The sequence below is a fragment of the Acidovorax sp. Q11 genome (assembly GCF_054950075.1).
In genome coordinates this window covers 80,288-98,354 of sequence record NZ_JBUDZG010000018.1, presented here as the reverse complement: position 1 = coordinate 98,354, position 18,067 = coordinate 80,288, and the positions used below count along the sequence as shown (strand labels likewise).

General features: G+C 66.1%; 16 protein-coding genes. 1 reads left to right on the top strand and 15 read right to left on the bottom strand.

Translation table 11 applies throughout. From position 1 onward, the window contains the following. Positions 1-337: 337 nt before the first annotated feature. Complete coding sequence (locus tag ACYZGB_RS15095; protein ID WP_462389391.1) at positions 338-829, bottom strand: DUF7000 family protein; 492 nt, start codon at positions 827-829, stop codon at positions 338-340. Between the two features lie 138 nt (positions 830-967). Here ACYZGB_RS15095 and ACYZGB_RS15090 point away from each other — a divergent pair, with 138 nt between their 5' ends. Continuing rightward, positions 968-2,008, top strand: coding sequence for an integron integrase (locus tag ACYZGB_RS15090; protein ID WP_462389396.1), 1,041 nt, complete (start codon positions 968-970; stop codon positions 2,006-2,008). A 71-nt stretch (positions 2,009-2,079) separates the two neighbouring features. On the opposite strand, the gene ACYZGB_RS15085 is transcribed toward ACYZGB_RS15090, so the two are convergent. The 14 genes from ACYZGB_RS15085 to ACYZGB_RS15020 form a co-directional block, all read right to left on the bottom strand. Continuing rightward, the gene (locus ACYZGB_RS15085; RefSeq protein WP_462389389.1) at positions 2,080-3,012 is read right to left on the bottom strand and encodes an MBL fold metallo-hydrolase; all 933 of its coding nucleotides are present in this window, start codon (positions 3,010-3,012) and stop codon (positions 2,080-2,082) included. 100 nt (positions 3,013-3,112) lie between these two features. Further along, positions 3,113-3,502, bottom strand: coding sequence for a D-ribose pyranase (gene rbsD / locus ACYZGB_RS15080; protein ID WP_462389387.1), 390 nt, complete (start codon positions 3,500-3,502; stop codon positions 3,113-3,115). Further along, positions 3,499-4,452: a ribokinase gene (gene rbsK / locus ACYZGB_RS15075; RefSeq protein ID WP_462389385.1), complete on the bottom strand. Its 954-nt coding sequence runs from the start codon at positions 4,450-4,452 to the stop codon at positions 3,499-3,501. The genes rbsD and rbsK overlap by 4 nt, the downstream gene beginning before the upstream one ends. Then, the gene (locus ACYZGB_RS15070) at positions 4,449-5,471 is read right to left on the bottom strand and encodes a LacI family DNA-binding transcriptional regulator (protein WP_462389384.1); all 1,023 of its coding nucleotides are present in this window, start codon (positions 5,469-5,471) and stop codon (positions 4,449-4,451) included. Before ACYZGB_RS15070 ends, rbsK begins: the two co-directional genes overlap by 4 nt. A 57-nt stretch (positions 5,472-5,528) precedes the next feature. Continuing rightward, positions 5,529-6,521: an ABC transporter permease gene (locus ACYZGB_RS15065; RefSeq protein ID WP_462389383.1), complete on the bottom strand. Its 993-nt coding sequence runs from the start codon at positions 6,519-6,521 to the stop codon at positions 5,529-5,531. After that, the gene (locus ACYZGB_RS15060; RefSeq protein WP_462389381.1) at positions 6,518-8,179 is read right to left on the bottom strand and encodes a sugar ABC transporter ATP-binding protein; all 1,662 of its coding nucleotides are present in this window, start codon (positions 8,177-8,179) and stop codon (positions 6,518-6,520) included. Before ACYZGB_RS15060 ends, ACYZGB_RS15065 begins: the two co-directional genes overlap by 4 nt. A 157-nt stretch (positions 8,180-8,336) precedes the next feature. Beyond that, on the bottom strand, positions 8,337-9,290 hold the full coding sequence (locus ACYZGB_RS15055; protein WP_462389379.1) for a substrate-binding domain-containing protein: 954 nt from the start codon (positions 9,288-9,290) through the stop codon (positions 8,337-8,339). A 237-nt stretch (positions 9,291-9,527) separates the two neighbouring features. Further along, a complete protein-coding gene (locus tag ACYZGB_RS15050) occupies positions 9,528-11,141 on the bottom strand; it encodes an FAD-binding oxidoreductase (RefSeq protein ID WP_462389377.1) in 1,614 nt (537 codons plus the stop codon). Next, entirely contained in the window at positions 11,135-11,791 is a 657-nt protein-coding gene (locus ACYZGB_RS15045) for an N-acyl amino acid synthase FeeM domain-containing protein (RefSeq protein ID WP_462389376.1), read from the bottom strand. The genes ACYZGB_RS15050 and ACYZGB_RS15045 overlap by 7 nt, the downstream gene beginning before the upstream one ends. A gap of 154 nt (positions 11,792-11,945) precedes the next feature. Beyond that, positions 11,946-12,716, bottom strand: a complete 771-nt coding sequence (locus tag ACYZGB_RS15040) for a hypothetical protein (RefSeq protein WP_462389374.1) — start codon at positions 12,714-12,716, stop codon at positions 11,946-11,948. Positions 12,717-12,772: 56 nt separating this feature from the next. Continuing rightward, entirely contained in the window at positions 12,773-14,545 is a 1,773-nt protein-coding gene (locus ACYZGB_RS15035; RefSeq protein ID WP_462389373.1) for an ATP-binding response regulator, read from the bottom strand. A 10-nt stretch (positions 14,546-14,555) separates the two neighbouring features. Further along, a complete protein-coding gene (locus tag ACYZGB_RS15030) occupies positions 14,556-15,179 on the bottom strand; it encodes a response regulator (protein ID WP_462389371.1) in 624 nt (207 codons plus the stop codon). Positions 15,180-15,482: 303 nt separating this feature from the next. Beyond that, the gene (locus ACYZGB_RS15025; RefSeq protein ID WP_462389370.1) at positions 15,483-17,162 is read right to left on the bottom strand and encodes an AMP-binding protein; all 1,680 of its coding nucleotides are present in this window, start codon (positions 17,160-17,162) and stop codon (positions 15,483-15,485) included. Positions 17,163-17,236: 74 nt separating this feature from the next. After that, positions 17,237-17,980 carry an FFLEELY motif protein gene (locus ACYZGB_RS15020; protein WP_462389368.1) on the bottom strand — a complete coding sequence of 248 codons (744 nt, stop codon included), beginning with the start codon at positions 17,978-17,980 and terminating at the stop codon, positions 17,237-17,239. Between the last annotated feature and the right edge of the window lie 87 nt (positions 17,981-18,067).

Sequence of the window (18,067 nt, the reverse complement as noted above, 5' to 3'; positions counted from 1 at the left end):
CCGCCACAGACCACCAAGAAGGAGAAGACAGCCAAGAACTTATCCACAACGTGAGCGTGAAGTTCACGAGCCAGGGTGGGTCAGATCGAGATGGAAATGGTGGGTTACGGTTGCATGGAAATCAACAGCGATTCTGTCCAGTGGCTGCTGCACGCTGGGCTGCCAATCGGGGACCGGCGGAAACCGCTTTGGCGGCTCAGGCGGTTGTGGCGGCGCCTTCTTGAATAGTCCGAACAACGGTTGTCTCTCCTGATGGCTAACGATTAACTAAGCGGCGTCGCGTAGCGACGTCCGGCGGAACGAAGTGGAGCGAACTTGAGTGGTTTGTTATGTGTCATTACTTGTACGCCTCAAGCGTGTTAAAAATTTCTTTTGATACCGAGCCAAACGCACTGTGAATGGACTTTGACAATTTTTTGAAATTGTCAAAGTCAGGAGCAGGCAACAAGACAATTTCAAAAACTGAATACTTTGGCATCGACTCTTCGTTTACCCACTTTGAACCTTTTAATTTTTTCCAATTGCTAATCTGTACGTTCTTTGTTTGACCAAGCAGCCAAAGCTCGAAGTGCGCCTGCTGGTGATTTAGCACAATAGCGAACTTAAGTTTTCGTTTTTTAAGGTAATCGTTTTGCAGGTAGAAGTAGGTAAAGTCGATGTAACCGTGCAGTACATTTGCGACCGTATAATTGCCCTCACATGTTTTTAAGAAATCAGTTCTAAGGCTTTGAGCGATGCCAACTAAACTTTGATAAGTCTTTTGAATTTCCCCACTAGCAAAAGCCTTCTTATAAGCTGGTATCAGAGAATTTAAACCCTTATCTGACATAGAAATCGCTTCCTGATTTGTACTGACACATAACGTAATGTAGACCGCACCAAGCCGCAGGCCATATCTGGCGCTTGCGGTCTAAATTGGCGCGAAAAAAATGCGGAAATGGGCTTGTAGCCTAGCTTGGCGGCGTATATGCTGTATGAAAATACAGTACCAAATTCAGCCATGAAACCCGCCTCCCCTCCTGTGTTGCGCGCCACACGGTTGCTGGACCAGGTTCGTGAGCGAATTCGTTACAAACACTATAGCCTGCGCACCGAGCAAGCCTACGTGCAATGGGTGCGCATGTTCGTGAAATGGCACGGCTTGCGGCATCCACGAGACATGGGGCAGCTGGAAATCGAAGGTTTTCTAGCCATGTTGGCTAACGAGCGGCGGGTGGCGGCTGCCACACACAACCAAGCGTTGAGTGCACTGCTATTCCTCTACCGCGAGGTGTTGGGCATGGACCTGCCATGGCTCGATGGCGTGCAGCGCCCGCGCACGCCCAAGCGCATCCCCTCGGTTTTGACGGTAGCCGAGGTGGCTGCTCTGCTATCGGCGTTGCCGGCCGATATGGCCTTGCTGGGCCGCATGCTGTACGGCACGGGCATGCGGCTGATGGAAGGCCTGCGCTTGCGGGTCAAGGACGTAGATTTTGACCGTGGGGTGGTCGTGGTACGCCAGGCCAAGGGCGACAAGGATCGGGTTGTGATGCTGCCGCGCAGCCTGGCAGCCGAGTTGCGCCAACAGGTGCTGGCTGCACGCGCGCTGTGGGAGCAAGACCGGCAAGCGCAGTGCGGTGGCGTGGACGTTCCGCATGCATTGGAGACCAAATACCCCGGCGTGGGGCAGCGCTGGGGATGGTTCTGGGTGTTCCCCGCTTCATCCCTGTCGGTGGACCCTCGCACGGGTGTTTGGCGGCGGCATCACGTCTATGAGGAGCGATTGCAGCGCGCACTAAAGAAGGCTGTGGCACAGACGGGCATTTGCAAACCCGTTTCTGTGCACACCTTGCGCCACAGCTTCGCCACGCACTTGTTGCAGTCGGGCACCGACATTCGCACGGTGCAGGAGTTGCTGGGGCACTCGGACGTGAGTACGACGATGATCTATACCCATGTCCTGAAAGTCGCTGCCGCAGGAACCGCCAGCCCGTTGGACTCCTTGGCCTTGCAGTTGCGGCCTGGCTGAATGACGGCTTTGGAGCTCCTAACTGGTTGGCGGCTCAGGGCCCAAAGCTGTCCCACCCCGGCCAAGCCATATCACACGTTGTGCAGCACGTCCCCCTGCCGCACCGCCGCCCCCGACCTTACGAGGTCATCCACCAGGCTCAATAGCCACTCCCCCTCGGGCTGATCACCGAAATGCCGCTGGTGCAGCATGCCGAAATACGGCGTGCCCTGCGCCCAGGCCGTGAGGTCGGCCATGCGGATCTGCTGCCACTCCAGCAGCTTGTACTTCAGCAGCACCTTGGCCGCATACAGCGCGTGTTTGCCGGGGTTGCGCACAAAACTGTCCAGGCGGCGGCGGGCGCCGTCGATGGCGCGGGGGGTATCGGCAAACACGGGGCCGTGGCCGGGGATGATGACCTGGGGTGACAGTTTTTCGATCACGTCCAGCGTGGCGGCGACCTCGGCAAACGCGTTGTCGCCCTCCAACTCGGGGAACACCACGCCAAAGCCGTTTTCCCACAGCGCATCGGCCGAGATCAGCACGCGGCCCTGGGGCTCGAACAGCACCACCGAATGTGGGTCGTGCCCCGGCGCCGCATGCACTTGCCAGGGCTTGTCGCCCAGCAGCACACACGAGTCCGGCATCAGCAAGGTGTCGGCCCGGAACGGCGGGCATTCCTGCCCCGTGGGGGTGTAGCTGAGCGCATAGGCGTCCCACTGGCGCACATGGTCGGCCTGGCCGGGCGGGATGGCGGTGAGCACACCGGGCCAGGCCTTTTGCAGCGCCGCGTTGCCGCCGCAGTGGTCGCTGTGCAGGTGGGTGTTGAGCACGCGGTCCAGCGCGCGGCCAGCCAACGCGCCGCGCACCAGGTCCACGGTCTGGTCGGCATGGCTGCAGTAGCCGGTGTCCACGATGGCCGTGTCGTGGTGGCCGATGAAGAGGATGTTGTTGGCCGACAGCCAGCCGCGCTCCAGGACGGTGATTTCGGGGGGGAGCAAGTCGTGGGGGGCAGAACTGGGCATGGGGGCAGGCAGACGGTACCAACCCAGCGTACCGCAGGAGCACCCCTTCAGACCTTCTCCAAAACCCGTAAGCCATCGCCCCCGGCGGGGGCAGGTGGTGTCAGAACGTGACGCCTGCCACCAGGATCACGTTGGCGTACGGCGTGCACTCGCCCGTGCGCACCATCACACGGGCCTGTTGGGTCAGGCGCTTGAAATCGTCGTGCGAAACCGCCTGGGGAGTGACCGGCAGCTGGCACCAGGCGGGCAACTGGCCCCCGTTGCGTTCCACTGCTTCGGTGGCGATCACGGCTTTCTCGATCTGCATTTCTTCCAGCACCACGCGCAGCACATCGGCCACGGCCGGGATGCCGGGCGTGAGCGCCAGGTCGATGCGGCGCGGACCGGGGGGAATGGGCAGGCCCACGTCGCCAATCACCAGCATGTCGCCATGGCCCAAGGTGGCGATGGCGTGGGAGAGTTCGGCGTGCAGCAGGGCGGTGCGTTTCACAGGGGGCTCCAGGCGGGCGGTTGGGGGCTTTGCACCACGGCGGCGCGGGTGGGGATGGAGGGCTGGGCGCCCGGCTGGGTGACGCACAGCGCCGATGCGCGGATGCCTTCGCGCACGGCGGCATCTAGTGGCTCGCCGCGTGCCAGTGCCACGGTCAGCGCGCCCAGAAAGGTGTCGCCTGCGGCCGTGGTGTCCACCGCCTGCACGACCAGACCGGGGTGGTAGCGGTTGCCTGCGGCATCGGCCGCCACGGCACCGGCGGCGCCCAGGGTCACCACCACCTGGGTGGGGCCCTTGGCGCGCAGGGCCTGCGCGGCCTGCGCGGCATCGGCGGGCGTGGTCACGCTCTGGCCTGCCAGGGCGGCGGCTTCCACCTCGTTCACGACCAGCGTGTGCACCAGCGGCCACATCGCATCGGGCAGGGGCTGGATGGGTGAGGGGTTCAGCACCACCGGGCAACCCGCCGCATGGGCCATCTCGGCGGCGGCCAGTACCTGGGGCAGGGGGGTTTCGAACTGCAGCACCAGGCCGCCTGCGCCCTGCAGCGCAGCGCCCAGCGCGGCGGCGTCCAGCACAAAGCGGCCATTGGCGCCGGGCACGACCACGATGCGGTTTTGCCCTGTCGCTTCCACCGTGATGGCGGCCACGCCTGTGGTGGTGTCGGTGTCGGTCTGCACGCCGCTGTGGTCGATGCCGTCGGCATCGAGCCCGGCGCGCAGCGTGTGGCCGTAGCCGTCATCGCCCACGCGGCCAAACAGGGCCACCTGGGCGCCTTGGCGCGCGCAGGCCACTGCCTGGTTGCCGCCCTTGCCGCCGGGCACCAGGTGCAGGGCGTCGGCCAGCACGGTCTCGCCAGGGCCCGGCGCGTGTTGCACCTGCAGCACCAGGTCCATGTTCAGGCTGCCGACGACGGCGATGCGAGGTGAGGCATTCAATGGGTTGTTGCTCATGCTGCGGCCCCCGGGGCTGGCGCGGTGGAAGAGCGCACGCGCAGCTCGGGCTGCAGCATCACCTTGCGCGCGTCCTGGCGCTTGCCGTCGATGCGCTCCAGCAGCATGTCCACGGCCAGCGCGCCGATGCGTTGCTTGGGCTGGGCCACGGTGGTGAGCGGTGGGCTGGTGAAGGCGGCCAATTCGATGTCGTCAAAACCTACGATGGACAGTGCCTCGGGCACACGCAGGTCGCGCTCGTGCGCGGCGCACAGCGCGCCCATGGCCATGAGATCATTGCAGACGAAGACGGCGGTGGGCGGCTCGGGCGCGCGCAACACGGCGTGCATGGCTTCGTAGCCGCCTTGGCTGGTGAAGTTGCCGTGCCACAGCAGGCCTTCGCCGGTGCCGCAGCCCGCGTCGGCCAGGGCCGTGCGCCAGCCGGCAATGCGCTGCTCGCTGGGCGCAATGCCTTCGGGGCCGCCAATGCAGGCAATGCGGCGGTGGCCCAGCGACAGCAGGTGGCGCGTGGCCAGCAGGCCGCCCTGCATGTGGGCGGTTTCCACCAGGTCGCAGGGCTGCTGTCCGGCGATGTCGATTTCGCGGTCCACCAGCACGGTGGGGATGGACAGGCCCGCCAGCTGCGTGGCCAGCGTGGCGTCATGCCCGGTAGAGACCACGATGAGCCCGTCGATGCGCCGCTCGGCCAGCACCTGCAGGTAAGTGCCCTGGCGGTGTGCCTCGTCGTTGGTGTTGCACAGGATGACGTTGTAGCCCGCGCCAAAGCAGCGGTCTTCCACGCTGTGCACGATCTCGGCGAAGTAGGGGTTGGAGCTGTTGGGGATCAGCATGCCCAGCGTGCGCGTGTTGTTGCTTTTGAGGCTGCGCGCAATGGCGCTGGGCACATAGCCCAGGGCGCGGATGGCGGCCTCGACGCGCTCGCGCCCCTCGGGGCTCACGCGGCGCGTGCCGTTGACCACGTGCGACACCGTGGTGACCGACACCTCGGCGTGGCGCGCAACGTCCTTGATAGTAGCCATGCAAAAAAGAAAAATGAGGTCGTTGGTAGTGGGGCGGCTGGATGCGGGATCAGTCTCTCAGACCTTGGCGCGGCGCTGGCGCAGCGTGTCCACGATGACGGCCGCCACGATCACAAAACCCGTGATGATGCGCTTGCTGGGCTCGCTGGCGCCGACCTGGGCCAGGCCTGCCTCCAGCACCGCGATGATGAGCACGCCAAACGCGGTGTTGATCACCGAACCGCGTCCGCCCATGAGGCTGGTGCCGCCAATCACCACGGCCGCAATCACCTGCAGCTCCATGCCGGTTCCGGCGTTGGGGTCGGCGGCTTCCAGCCGGGCCGACTGCATCAGGCCCGCCAGGCCCGCCAGCAGGCCGGTCATGGCAAACACGATGACGCGGATGGGGCGCGGGTCCACACCGGCCAGGCGCATGGCTTCTTCATTGGTGCCAATGCCCACCACGCAGCGGCCAAACACGGTGCGCGACAGCACCAGCTGTGCTACCACCACCAGCACCACGGCCAGCAAGAACGCGAACGAGATGCCGCCAAAGAAGGGTGCCGACAGCCACGAGATCGCATCGCCCACGTACTGCGTGCGCGAGTCGGTCACCACATAGGCGCTGCCGCGCACGGCTTCGAGCATGCCCAGCGACACGATGAACGAGGGCAGCCGCCACGCCACCGAAATGGCGCCCGTGATGGTGCCGCACACCAGGCCTGTGGCCAGCGCCAGCGCGGCGGCGGCGGGCACCGTCCAGCCCCATTGCAGGATGGCGGCGGCCGAGGTCGCAGCGGCCAGCGCCATCACCGAGCCCACCGACAGGTCGATGCCCGCGATGATGAGCACAAAGGTCATGCCCACGGCCATCACGGCCAGGGCCGGGATCTCGTTGGCGATGGTGATGAAGGTTTCGGCGCTCCAGAAGTATTCGGACAGCGACGAGAACAGCGCCACCATGCCCGCCAGCACGGCCAGCAGGCCCAGGTAGGTGCCCAGCTGGCTGCGCCAGACCGAAGCGGAGGACGGCGCCGCAGCGGGCGCGGCAGATGCGGTGGGGGCGTTCATGCGGTCACAGGAGAAGAGGTTGAAGGGGTGGTGCTGGTGCGCCCGCCGGGCTCGGAGAACGCGGCCGCCAGCAGCGATTGTTCGGACCACTCGCCGCGCTCGAACACGGCCACCAGGCTGCCTGCGCTCATCACGCCGATGCGGTCGGCCATGGCCATGAGTTCGCGCAGGTCGGACGACACCATGAGCAGCGCGCGGCCTTCTGCGGCCATGCGGTCCAGCTCGCCATACAGCTCGGCGCGCGCGCCCACGTCCACGCCGCGCGTGGGTTCGTCGAGCAGCAGCACGCGGCCTTCGCGGTGCAGCCAGCGGGCGAACACCACCTTTTGCTGGTTGCCGCCCGACAGCTGCCCCACGGGCTGTTCGGCGCTGCGGCAGCGGATGCCCAGTGTGCGCACAAAGCCCTGCACCAGGCGGCTTTCGAGCCCGCGCTGCAGCCAGCCGCCGCGCGACACGGCCGACAGGTCGGACAGCGTGGCGTTGATGCGGATGGGCTGCGAGAGCAGCAGGCCCTGCGATTTGCGGTCTTCGGTAACGAGGCCCACGCCAGCAGCGATGGCCTGCAGGGGCGATGCAAAGCCCCGGGGCAGGACGCGAGAGGCAGGTGCTGCTACTGGAGTTGAATTTGCTACTGTTTTGATAGCTGATTGGGCTTGTCCATCGCGCGCAGAAGGCTGTTTTTGTTCAAATTCCGGGTGCAAGGTGACGCTTCCCTGGTCCGCCCGGTCGGCGCCAAACAACAGGCGAACCAGCTCGGTGCGGCCCGACCCGACCAGCCCGGCAATGCCGAAAATTTCACCGGCCCGCAGCTCCAGGCTCACGTCCTGCACGGCGGTGCCCCGGCCCAGGCCCTGGGCGCTCATCACCACGGGGCCGACGGGGCGGCGCGGGCGGTGGTCCAGGTCGCTCACCACGCGGCCCACCATGCGCTGCACCAGGTCGTCCTCGCTCATGCCCGCCATGGGGCGCACGTCCACCAGGCGGCCATCGCGCAGCACGGCCACGCGGTCGGCAATGCGGCGCAGTTCTTCGAGCCGGTGCGACACGTAGATGATGGCCACGCCGCGTGCGGTGAGGTGGGCGATTTGCTCGAACAGGTAGTTGGTCTCGCGCGGCGTGAGCATGGCCGTGGGCTCGTCGAGCACCAGGATGCGCGTGTCGTCCTGCAGGTTGCGCGCGATCTCGACCATCTGCTGCTGGCCGATGCCCAGCTGCGAGACCGGGGTGGCGGGGTCGATGCTGTCGAGCCCGATCTTGGCCAGCTGCGCACGGGCGGCGGCGTGCAGCACATCGCGCTGTAGCCAGCCCAGCCGGTGCGGCAGGCGGCCCATCAACAAATTCTCGGCCACGGTGAGCGTGGGCACCAGGCCCAGTTCCTGCATCACCATGCGCACGCCGTGGCGCTCGGCATCGCGGCGCGACGTGGGCGTGTAGGTTTGGCCCGCCAGCACCATGCCACCGCGCGTGGGCTGCTCCAGCCCGCAGAGGATCTTGGACAGCGTGCTCTTGCCCGCGCCGTTCTCCCCGGTCAGCGCCAGCACCTCGCCCGCAAACAGCTCCACGTTCACGCCATCGAGCACGGTGGCGGTGTAGTCCTTGCCAATGGCCTGGATGGCGAGCAGGGGTGTGGACGGGTTGGCAGGGGAGGATGTAGGCATGGTCGAAGCAGTATGGGGCGCACCCATGGCATCCCGCAATCCGTTCGGGCTGAGCTTGTCGAAGCCAACTGCGCGACGGTAGCGCAGCCCTTCGACAGGCTCAGGGCGAGCGGCAGGGGATGCTCAGCGGTGCGTTGTCGCAGTGGCCGTGGCCGGGTTACTTGCTGCCCTTGGTCACCAGCACCACGTCGGTTTTGACCAGCGCGGGCAATTGGGCTTGGGGCGTCTTGGCGGCCAGGGCCTTCTGCGCCAGCTCGATGCCAAACACGGCCTGCTTGGCGGCGTACTGGTCGGCGGTGGCCAGCACGCGGCCGTCCTGCAGCATGGGCTTGATGGCGCCGATGTTGTCGTAGCCCACCACCTGCACCTTGCCGGTCTTGCCGGCGGCCTTCACGGCGGCCACGGCGCCCAGGGCCATGCTGTCGTTGCCGGCCAGCAAGGCCACGAGGTCAGGGTGCTCGCGCATCATGCCGGCGGCCACGGTGTTGCCTTTTTCGATCTCCCAGTTGCCGGACTGCACGCCCACCACGGTGATGTTGGCGGCCTTCATGGCGTCCTGGTAGCCCAGGGTGCGCTGCTGCGCATTGAAGGTGGTGGACACGCCTTCGATGATGCCGACCTTGTCGCCCGCCTTCAGCGTCTTGGCCAGGTGGTCGCCCACCAGCTTGGCGCCTGCACGGTTGTCGGGGCCCACGAAAGGCACGGTGATGTTCTTTTCCTTCAGCGCGTCGGCATCGAGCTGGTTGTCGATGTTGACCACGAGGATCCCCTTGTCGATGGCCGTCTTGACCACGGGCACCAGCGCCTTGGAGTCGGCAGGGGCCAGCACGATGGCGCTGACCTTTTGGGCCACGGCCTGCTCGATCATCTTGATCTGGGCTGCCGTGTCGGTCTCGTTCTTGATGCCATTGGCCACCAGCGTGTATTCCTTGGCATGGGCCTTCTGGTGCGCCTTGGCGCCGTCTTCCATGGTGCGGAAGAACTCGTTGGCCAGCGACTTCATGATGAGCGCGATCTTGGGCTTGTCCTGCGCAAACGCAGGGCTGGCCAGCAGGCTGCCCACAACGGCGAGGGCGGCGGCGGTCTGAACGGAACGGCGGGTGAATCGCATGGGTTTTGTCTCCAGGTTGGAATGTGGACGAAGGCGACCGACAGCGTGGAGGGAAATCCTTGGCAGACCTTTTGAGGAAGAGCGGCTGCGGGTGCCCGGTGCCTTGTCGCGAACTGAATGATAACGAAAGCAAACGTTTGCGCAAACGTTTGCTAATCGGTAAAAACCCGGAGAAGGGGCCTGTGGTGGTCGCTGCCTGGCCCTCGCCGTCTGGGGCGCGGGGCGGGCTGCTCGTTCTCAGAGGTTGTAGCGGCCGGGCGAAAGAATGCCCTCTGGGTCCAGCAGCTGCTTGACCCTGCGGGCCAGCGCAAGCGCCGGGTCGTCCCCTTGCGATGCCAGCTTGTGGAACGCCTGCGAACCCATGCGGTAGGGCACGATGCCATGCTGGCGGCCTTCGTCGAACAGCATGTCGAAGCAGCGCTGGGCGCGCTCGTGGTCGGCGCTGGAGCGGCCGTCAAACAGCAGTGGCACGGAACTGTCGAAGCAGCGGTCAGACAGGCTGGTGAGCGTGATCAGCGGCTCAAACCCGTGCTGCAGGCAGACACGGTCCACCAGGGCTTCGAAAGTCTGCACGGTGTCGGGCACCATCGGCACCAGGGGGGCGTACCACATCAGCCCCCGCTCGCCACTTCGCAGAGCGCCGGTCAGGTCCTCGGGCAGCGGGGCGCCGGATTTCCAGTAGGGCAGGCGCAGCGCCACATCGTCGGGGATGCCCTCCATGAGGTTCAGCGCGCTCAGCATGCGCGCGGCCTGGTCCGGGCCGAAGCCCAGGCGTGCCGCGATGCCAGGAAAGCGTCCTGCAAGGCTCTGCAGCAGACCGGCTCTGCCGCGGTTCAGGCGCACGCGGCGGCCGCTGCAGTGGGCAAAGGCGCGCAGGATGGTTGCCACCGCAGCACGGGCCACGGGCGCCTCGCCATACACGCTGCCCACCACCAGGTAGGCGCCCAGCCCGTGGTCCCGCAGCAGTTCGTCCAGCTCGCGGGGCTGCAGCGGCGTGCCGCGCGCCAGGGCCGCTGCGGGGTAGGGGCAGGTCATCGACGCGAGGCGGTAGCCGTTGAGGATGTTCACACCGCCCATGACCCCGCCCGTCGTGCGCAAGAGCCCGCGCAGTGTTTGCACGGTGGGTGCCAGCTGGTCTGGCCGGTCCAGGAAGATGTAGAAGGCCTCGACATGCGGCGGGCGTTGCGCCAGGGCAATGGTCATCTGGGTGACGACCCCGAAGTTGGACTGCGAGAACAGGCCATCCAGGTACGGGCCGATGCCCCACTTGTAGCCATGCCCCACGCGGTCGCCGCCCAGCGCCCCCAGGCGCGGCCGGTACACACAGCCGTCCGACAGCACGGCCTCCAGCGCCATCACGGCGCCGAAGTGGTCTGCATGTGGGGTGATGCCATAGCCGCGCTCCAGCGCATTGCCCACCAGGCTCACGCTGGGGCCGGCGCCCGTGGTCGGGACCATGAACGGCAGGCCCCGCTGATCCAGGTGCGAGCGCAGTTGTCCCTGGGTGACGCCGGGCTCCAGCGTGGCGGTGCCCAACTCGGCGTCCACCGCAATGATGCGGTTGAGCTGGGACAGGTCGAGGACCACACAATCGTCCGAGGGCGGGAGCGCCCCCCCGTAGCCCCAGTTCCTCCCCGTGCTGATCGGGTGCAGGGGCACGCGATGCCGTGCCGCGATGCGCACGATCTCTGCCACGCTGCCAGAGCGCGTGGGGCGCAAGGCGGCGGGGATGCGGCGTGTGCCACCTGCGCCGTACAACGCGGCCGCGCTGGGGGCGGACAACACGCTGTCTGTGCCGAGCACGGAGCGCCAATCCTGCAGCGCCTGGTCCAGCGCCGATACCTTCAGCATGCAGCGGGCTCCTGTTGTTGCAGCGCGGCCTGGATGCGGTGGCGTATGCCCTGCGCTTCTGCCTTGGAGAAGCTGTGCGAGAAGAACGGCGGGGGCTCGCCCGCATCGCGGGAGCCGTGGGCATCGCGTGCCAGGAGCTGGCGCCCGATGTGATGGAAATCTGCCACCAGCAGAACCCCTGGTGCCTTCACACGCGGGTTGGACTGGGGGGCCCCGTGCGGTGTGAAGCCCAGCACTCGCGTGTAGAACGCGACATGCCGTGGGTTGACTTCCACCACCGCATGCGTGGCATGGTTGATCTGGTGCGCGAAGATGAAGGCCACGTGGAACAGGGATGCCAGCGTGGCAGGCGTTGGGGCATGGGGCGCGGTAGCGAGTTTGGTGAACTCGCACAGCGAGGCGCCACGTGCGCGGAATCCGTCAAGCTGCTCTTGAAAGCACTCGTCAGACAGCAATCCGTGCCCCCGATCCAGCTGGACGGTGAGCGTGCCGGTCACCTGCTTGTTTTCATAGGCCACGATGGTCATGCGTTCAGGCGACAAGGTCAGAGTCTGGAATCCATAGCCCCGTTGCCGATAGCGGCGGTTGAGCAGCCCCAGCGCGTCTTGCAGCACCGAAGTGCGGCGGGCGATCCGGATCTTGAACCCCATGCCGCTGGGCTGTGGGGGGAACGCCGAGTGCAAGAACAGTGTACTGGAGGGTGGGTCGCCGACCGGCGTGGCCTGCGATGGGATGCCGTGCGGGAGATAGGCGCGCTTTCGGAGTGCCTGGACCAGGTGCCTGATCGTCAATGCGTTGCTGCGGTCATGCATGGCGGGCCCCCCGCTGTACCAGCCATTCGGCCAGCGGGACAACGAAGCGTCGGCCCAGAAGCCCCACCGACAGCCACATCAGGCCCGACCAGGAGGGGATAGAGGCAGCCTCCGGTTCGGGGTAGGACCACAGGCCCTGGCTGAGGCCCACCCACTCCACAAGCAACCCAAGCACCACCGCGCACAGGCCATAGGCCAGGTCGCCCGGGCGGTGGAACATGGCGAGCAGCAAGGCGCTGGATACCGATGCGGCCAGGGTGAGTGCCTGTGTGTCGCCGCCGAACGCCGAAAATGCGATGACTGTGGCCAGCAGCCCCACCCAGGCCGTCCCGTGCAGGCGGACAGACTGGGGCGGCTGGCCCACAAAGCGCACCAGGTGCAGGTACCAGCCCATCCACAGCACAGGCTCGTGCCAGGGCATGAGCAAAAAGTCCTGCTGGTGGAAGGCAAAGGCACCCGCGCGCAGCGCCATGTAGTTCTGCAGCACAAAAAAGGGCGCGACCAGTGCGCACAGGGCCCACTCTCTGTGCTCCAGCGGGCGGAACACCAGTGCCCATTGCACGGGCAGCATGAAGGCCAGCAGCCAGGAGGTCTCGATGGTGCTGATCTGCACCAGGGTCAGGGCGAGGCTGGCGGCCACCACCACACGCTCGGGAGTGCTTTGCAGGCTGCGCGTGCTGCATGGCCTCTGGCTGTTGGCTCCTGGTGGTGGCGCATCCCCATGGCAGGGGGCACACCGGGCGATGCTGGGGGTGTCGTTCATGCCCCTGATTTCAGGCCAAAGCGGCCCGATGGGCCATTGCACTGAACGGCTAATACCTAAGTCGTAGGCCGAACGTCCAGCAGGTGCAGCAGCAAGGCGCGCAGCTTGCCGGGGCGCACGGGTTTGTGCAGGACCGCGTAGCCGCTGTGGGCGGCTTCCCGCAGGCGCTCGGGTGCGGTGTCGCCCGTCACGAGCACGCCCGGCAAGGGGCGTCCGCAGAAGGCCGTGACTTTGGCAATGGCCTGTGCGCCGGTTTCGCCGTCGCGCAGGCGGTAGTCGCTGATCACCAGGTCTGGCACCGACCCCTCCTTTGCCAGGCGGTCCAGCAGTTCGTCGGTGCTGGCTGCCGCAACCAGCGTACAGCCCCAGTGTTCGAACAGCTGGCGCATGCCTTCCAGAACGATGGGGTCGTCGTCGATGGCGGCGATGCGCCGGCCTTGCAGCGATGGCAAGCCCTCGGCCACTGGAGTGGTCGTGGCTGCTGTGGTCGGGGCTGGGGCTGTGCTGCGCGGCAGCACGATGGTGAAGGTGGAGCCGCAGCCGGGCGCCGAACGCAGCAGCACCGGATGACCGAGCATGCGGCCCACGCGCTCCACGATGGCCAAGCCCAGGCCGACACCGTTGCTGCGGTCCCGCTCCGGGTTTCTGATCTGGTAGAACTCCTGGAAGATCTCCTTGTGCAGCGGCTGCGGAATGCCCGGGCCGCTGTCGCGCACCTCGATGAGCACCTTGCCCGGGCGCAGGCGGCAGGTCACCAGCACCGTTCCTTGCCGGGTGTGCTGGATGGCATTGCTCACCAGATTGCGCACCATGCGGTCGAGAAGCGCCGCATCGCTGTGCACAACGGGCCCCTCTGCAGGCAGGCGCAGGGCAAAACGCAGGCCCTTGCTTTCGGCAACGGGGCGGAACTCTGCCTCGATCCGTGCCAGCGTTTGCTGTAGCGCAATGGCCCGCACGTCGCGGGGGATGACCCCCGCATCCAGCTTGGAGATGTCGAGCAGGGCGTTGAACAGGTCTTCCAGCGTGTGGATGGTGGCGGTGATGCTGTGCACCAGGTGCTGCGAGGCTTCGTCCTGGATGCGCGGGCGCAGCGATTCAAAAAGCAGGCCCAGTGCATGCATGGGCTGGCGCAGGTCGTGGCTGGCGGCGGCGAGAAAGCGTGACTTGGACAGGTTGGCATAGTCGGCCTGTTCCTTTTGCCGCTTCAGTGCGTCGATGAGGTCCATGTTCTCGAACCGGAGCACCAGCGAACGCTGGATCATCGCGCGCACGTTGTGCGCGAAGGCCAGTGTGGCGAAAGCCAGGGCCAGCGTCAGGCTGGCAAGGATGACCCCGTTGCGCCCCTGCATGCCTGCCGCGCCAACCAGGGTGAGGGCGAGCATGGGCACGATGTACCCATAGAACAGCCGCCGGTCGGTGGACAAGAAGGCCGCACCGCCAAAGGCCATGCCGGTGATCGCCGGGAACACGATCTGGTGGAAATGTGCGGACTGCACGAAGAATGGCAACAACCCGGCGGCGCCCCACATCGCGCCGGTGCACCATGCGATCTCTGCGAAATGGCGCGCTGCGGTCTCGACCGCCTGGGGGGCGGGCCCGGCCAGCGCATGCCGGTAGCGCCGGTAGTCCCACACTCCTTTGAGGGTGAGTGCGCCACTGAAACCACCCCATCCCACCAGCATGCTGGTGGATACCGTCCCCCACAGCGCGCCGATCACGAGCAGGCTGAGAACGAAGTTCGCGCTGAGCGTGAACGGGTAGTTGCGGTAGATCAGCCGCACCTGCTCGGTGCGCATGCGTTCGGCCCAGGCGGAGTCCGGCGGCGTCATTGCAGTGCCGTCAGGAGGGGCCGTCACCGCGCTGGAACAGCGCCACGATGGCCTGGGCGCGCGAGGTCACATTCAGTTCGCGCAGGATGGCCGTCACATGCACCTTGACGGTGTTTTCGGCCAGGTTCAGCCGGCGTGCAATCTGCTTGTTCGACTCGCCCAGCACCATGAGGCGCATCACCTCTTTCTGCCGCTGCGTCAGGTCGAGCACGCCGTTCTTCGGCAGTGCGGCAGGCGCCTGCGGGTCGAGCAGGATGTGCGAAGGCAGGTAGGTGTCGCCCGCGAGCACCAGCCGCAGCGCATGCTCCATCACCTCGGCCGAAGAGGCCTTGGGCACGAAGCCGAGTGCACCCAGGCGCAGCACAGCCATCACCTCGTGCGGGTCCTCGGAGGCCGAGACCACCACGATGGGCAGTGCCGGGTGCTGGGCACGCAGCGTGGCCAGGATCTCCATGCCGTCCAGCCCTGATAGACGCAGGTCGAGCAGCACCAGGTCCACATCGTCGGCCAGCAGGGCCTGCGCCTCGTCGTAGGAGGCGCATTCCAGCACCGTGGCCTCAGGGTCCAGCCGCAGGGTGATGGACCGGAGTGCCTGGCGGAACAGGGGATGGTCGTCCAGAAGAAGGAACTTCACGGTGCGGAAAAGGCGGCTTGGGGTGTTCTGGCGGGTGGGGCGGCGCCCGACGCGGCGCCGGGCGTGCGCAATGTAGCACCGGATGCGTGTGGTGCACAGAAGCTATGGCACCGGAGAAAAGACAGTCCGCCACTTGCGCCGAGTGCAAAAAGAGGGCACCCCGTTGCGTTGGTGCTGGAGAGACTGCTTGCCGCAGGGCCCAGGCGCGTTGGGTCGACCCCAGCCTGCGCGGGCTTGGACGATGGCCCCGAAGGGCCGACTGCAGCGGCCGCACTGCATGGCGCAGCCGCTCAGGGGGGGCCTTTACTTGCGCAGCTCCCTGCGCAGGATCTTGCCCACGTTGCTCTTGGGCAGTTCGTCACGGAACTCGATGTACTTGGGGCGCTTGTAGCCGGTGAGGTTCTGGTGGCAGTAGTTGGCCACCTCGTCCTCGGTCAGGGCCGGGTCGTTCTTGATGATGAACACCTTGATGGCCTCGCCCTGCTTCTCATCGGGAACGCCAATGGCAGCGCATTCGACCACGCCGGGGCACAGGCTGATGACCTGCTCCAGCTCGTTGGGGAACACGTTGAAGCCGCTCACCAGGATCATGTCCTTCTTGCGGTCGATGATGCGGGTGTAGCCCTGTGGGTCCATGATGCCGATGTCGCCCGTGCGCATGAAGCCGTCGGGCGTGAAGGCCTTGGCGTTTTCTTCGGGCTGGTTGTAGTAGCCCACCATCACGTTGGGGCCGCGAATGCAGATCTCGCCCGACTCGCCCTGGGGCAGGCTGTTGCCTTCGTCGTCCTTGATGGCGATATCGATGCCCGGCAGCGGCAGGCCGATGTTGCCGCTGAAGGTGGTGCTGATCACCGGATTGTTGGTGCCGATGGCGCAGGTCTCGCTCATGCCCCAGCCTTCGATCATGGTGCTGCCGGTCACCTTCTGCCACTGCTTGGCGGTGCCCTCGCTGGCCGCCATGCCCCCGGCCTGCGACACGCACAGGTGCGAGAAGTCCAGCGCCTTGAACTGCGGGTTTTGCAGCAGCGCGTTGAACAGCGTGTTCACCGCAGGCAGCATGTGGAAGGGGCGCTTCTTCAGTTCGGCAATGAACTTGGGAATGTCACGTGGGTTGGGGATCAGCGTGAGGCTGGAGCCCTGGCGGATGGCCAGCAGGCACAGCGTGAGCGCGAAGATGTGGTACAGCGGCAGCGCGGCAATGGAGTTGGCTTTACTGAGGTCTCCCACCTTGGACAGCGCCGGTGTGAACCAGGCCTCGGCCTGCAGCGTGGCGGCCACGATGTTGCGGTGGGTCAGCACCGCGCCCTTCGACAGGCCCGTGGTGCCGCCGGTGTACTGCAGGAAGGCAATCGAATCGAGCGTGGCCTGGCTCGGGGTGAGCGACTTGTGCTCGCCCAGCGACAGCGCCTTCTTGAAGGTGACGACCTTGCGGCCGTTCGACAGGGGCAGGTCATAGGCGGGCACCATCTTGGCCAGGTGGCGCACGGCAAAGGTGATCCATTTGCCAAACCAGAAGCCCAGCAGGTCGCCCATGGAGGCCATCACCACATGTTTGACGGCCGTGTGGTCGATCACATCGGCCAGCGTGTGGGCAAAGTTCTCCAGGATCACGATGGCCGTGGCGCCCGAGTCCTTGAGCTGGTGCTCCAGCTCCCGCGCGGTGTACAGCGGGTTCACGTTCACGCAGGTGTAGCCCGCGCGCAGCACGGCGGCCATGGTCACGCCAAACTGCGGGATGTTGGGCAGCATGATGGCCACGCGCGCACCGGGCTCCAGGCCCAGGCTTTGCAGATAGGCACCCAAAGCGGCCGAGCGGCGCTCCAGCTCGCCATAGGTCATCCACTGGTCCATGCAGACCGAGAACGGACTGGATGCGTGTTTGCGGAACGATTCTTCCAGCAGGTGGGCCACAGAGCGGTATTGCTCGGGCTTCACGTCGTGTGGGACGCCCGGGGGGTAGCTCTTGAGCCAGATCTTTTCCATGCGCTTGTTTCCTTGTGCTCGCCAAATGCCATTGATAGGTGGGCACAGATTGTGGAAGGCGGGCGCGTTGCGGGCTATCGGGCTTGTCCTAGTGTGTTGGCGAGCTGGGTCCCGCAGGTGACAGGATCGGCATCGAACAATTGGTCCATCAGCGCCCGCTCACGTTGCTCGATGGTGGCCAGGAACTGCTCCACGCCGCCGCGCTGGCGAGCGAGCTGGCCGAAGGTGTCAAACCCCGCCTCCAGAAACCTCTGCAGCGCGCCCATGCCGGCCGCGTTGGCCGGGCCCCGCATCATGCGCAGCATCATCCGCAGGCCGGGCGTGCGGGTCAGGCGTGCCAGGTCATTCCCCATGGCCAGCACGCGCTGCAGCTGCTGCTGGCGCGCATGGCGCTGGCCCACAGTGCGCCAGGCGGCGGTGTAGCGGGTCGGGTCGCTGGCTGCGTCCGCAGCATGCGCCAGCCACGCACGGCCCATGTCCTGGTCCAGCCCCTCGGTCTGCGCATGCAGCACCGCCAGGGCCACGGCCGTGGCCACCACGGGCTGGGGGAACATGGTCTGCAGCGTGCCGGCGATGCGGCCGAACTGCAGATCGCGGTCGGTGTAGTCGGTGTCGCTGTACAGCTCTTCCAGAAAGAACCGGGCCGCCGGGCCAAACGAGGGCGAGCCCATCAGGTCCGCATAGGTGCCCCGAAAGCGCCGTGCCTGCAGGCTTTTGACGCTGCCCACCGCCGCCCCCAGCGCCGGGTCGCCCGTGCGGTGCAGGCGCAGTGCGGTCACGTCGGCGATGCAGTCGCGGATGGTCTGGGCGGCATCCATGGGGCGGGGTCCTTTCTGCGTTCTGCGGGGTGCGGTGTCGGGCGGTGGTCAGACCGCACAATGCGGCTGGTCAATTACAACATCTGC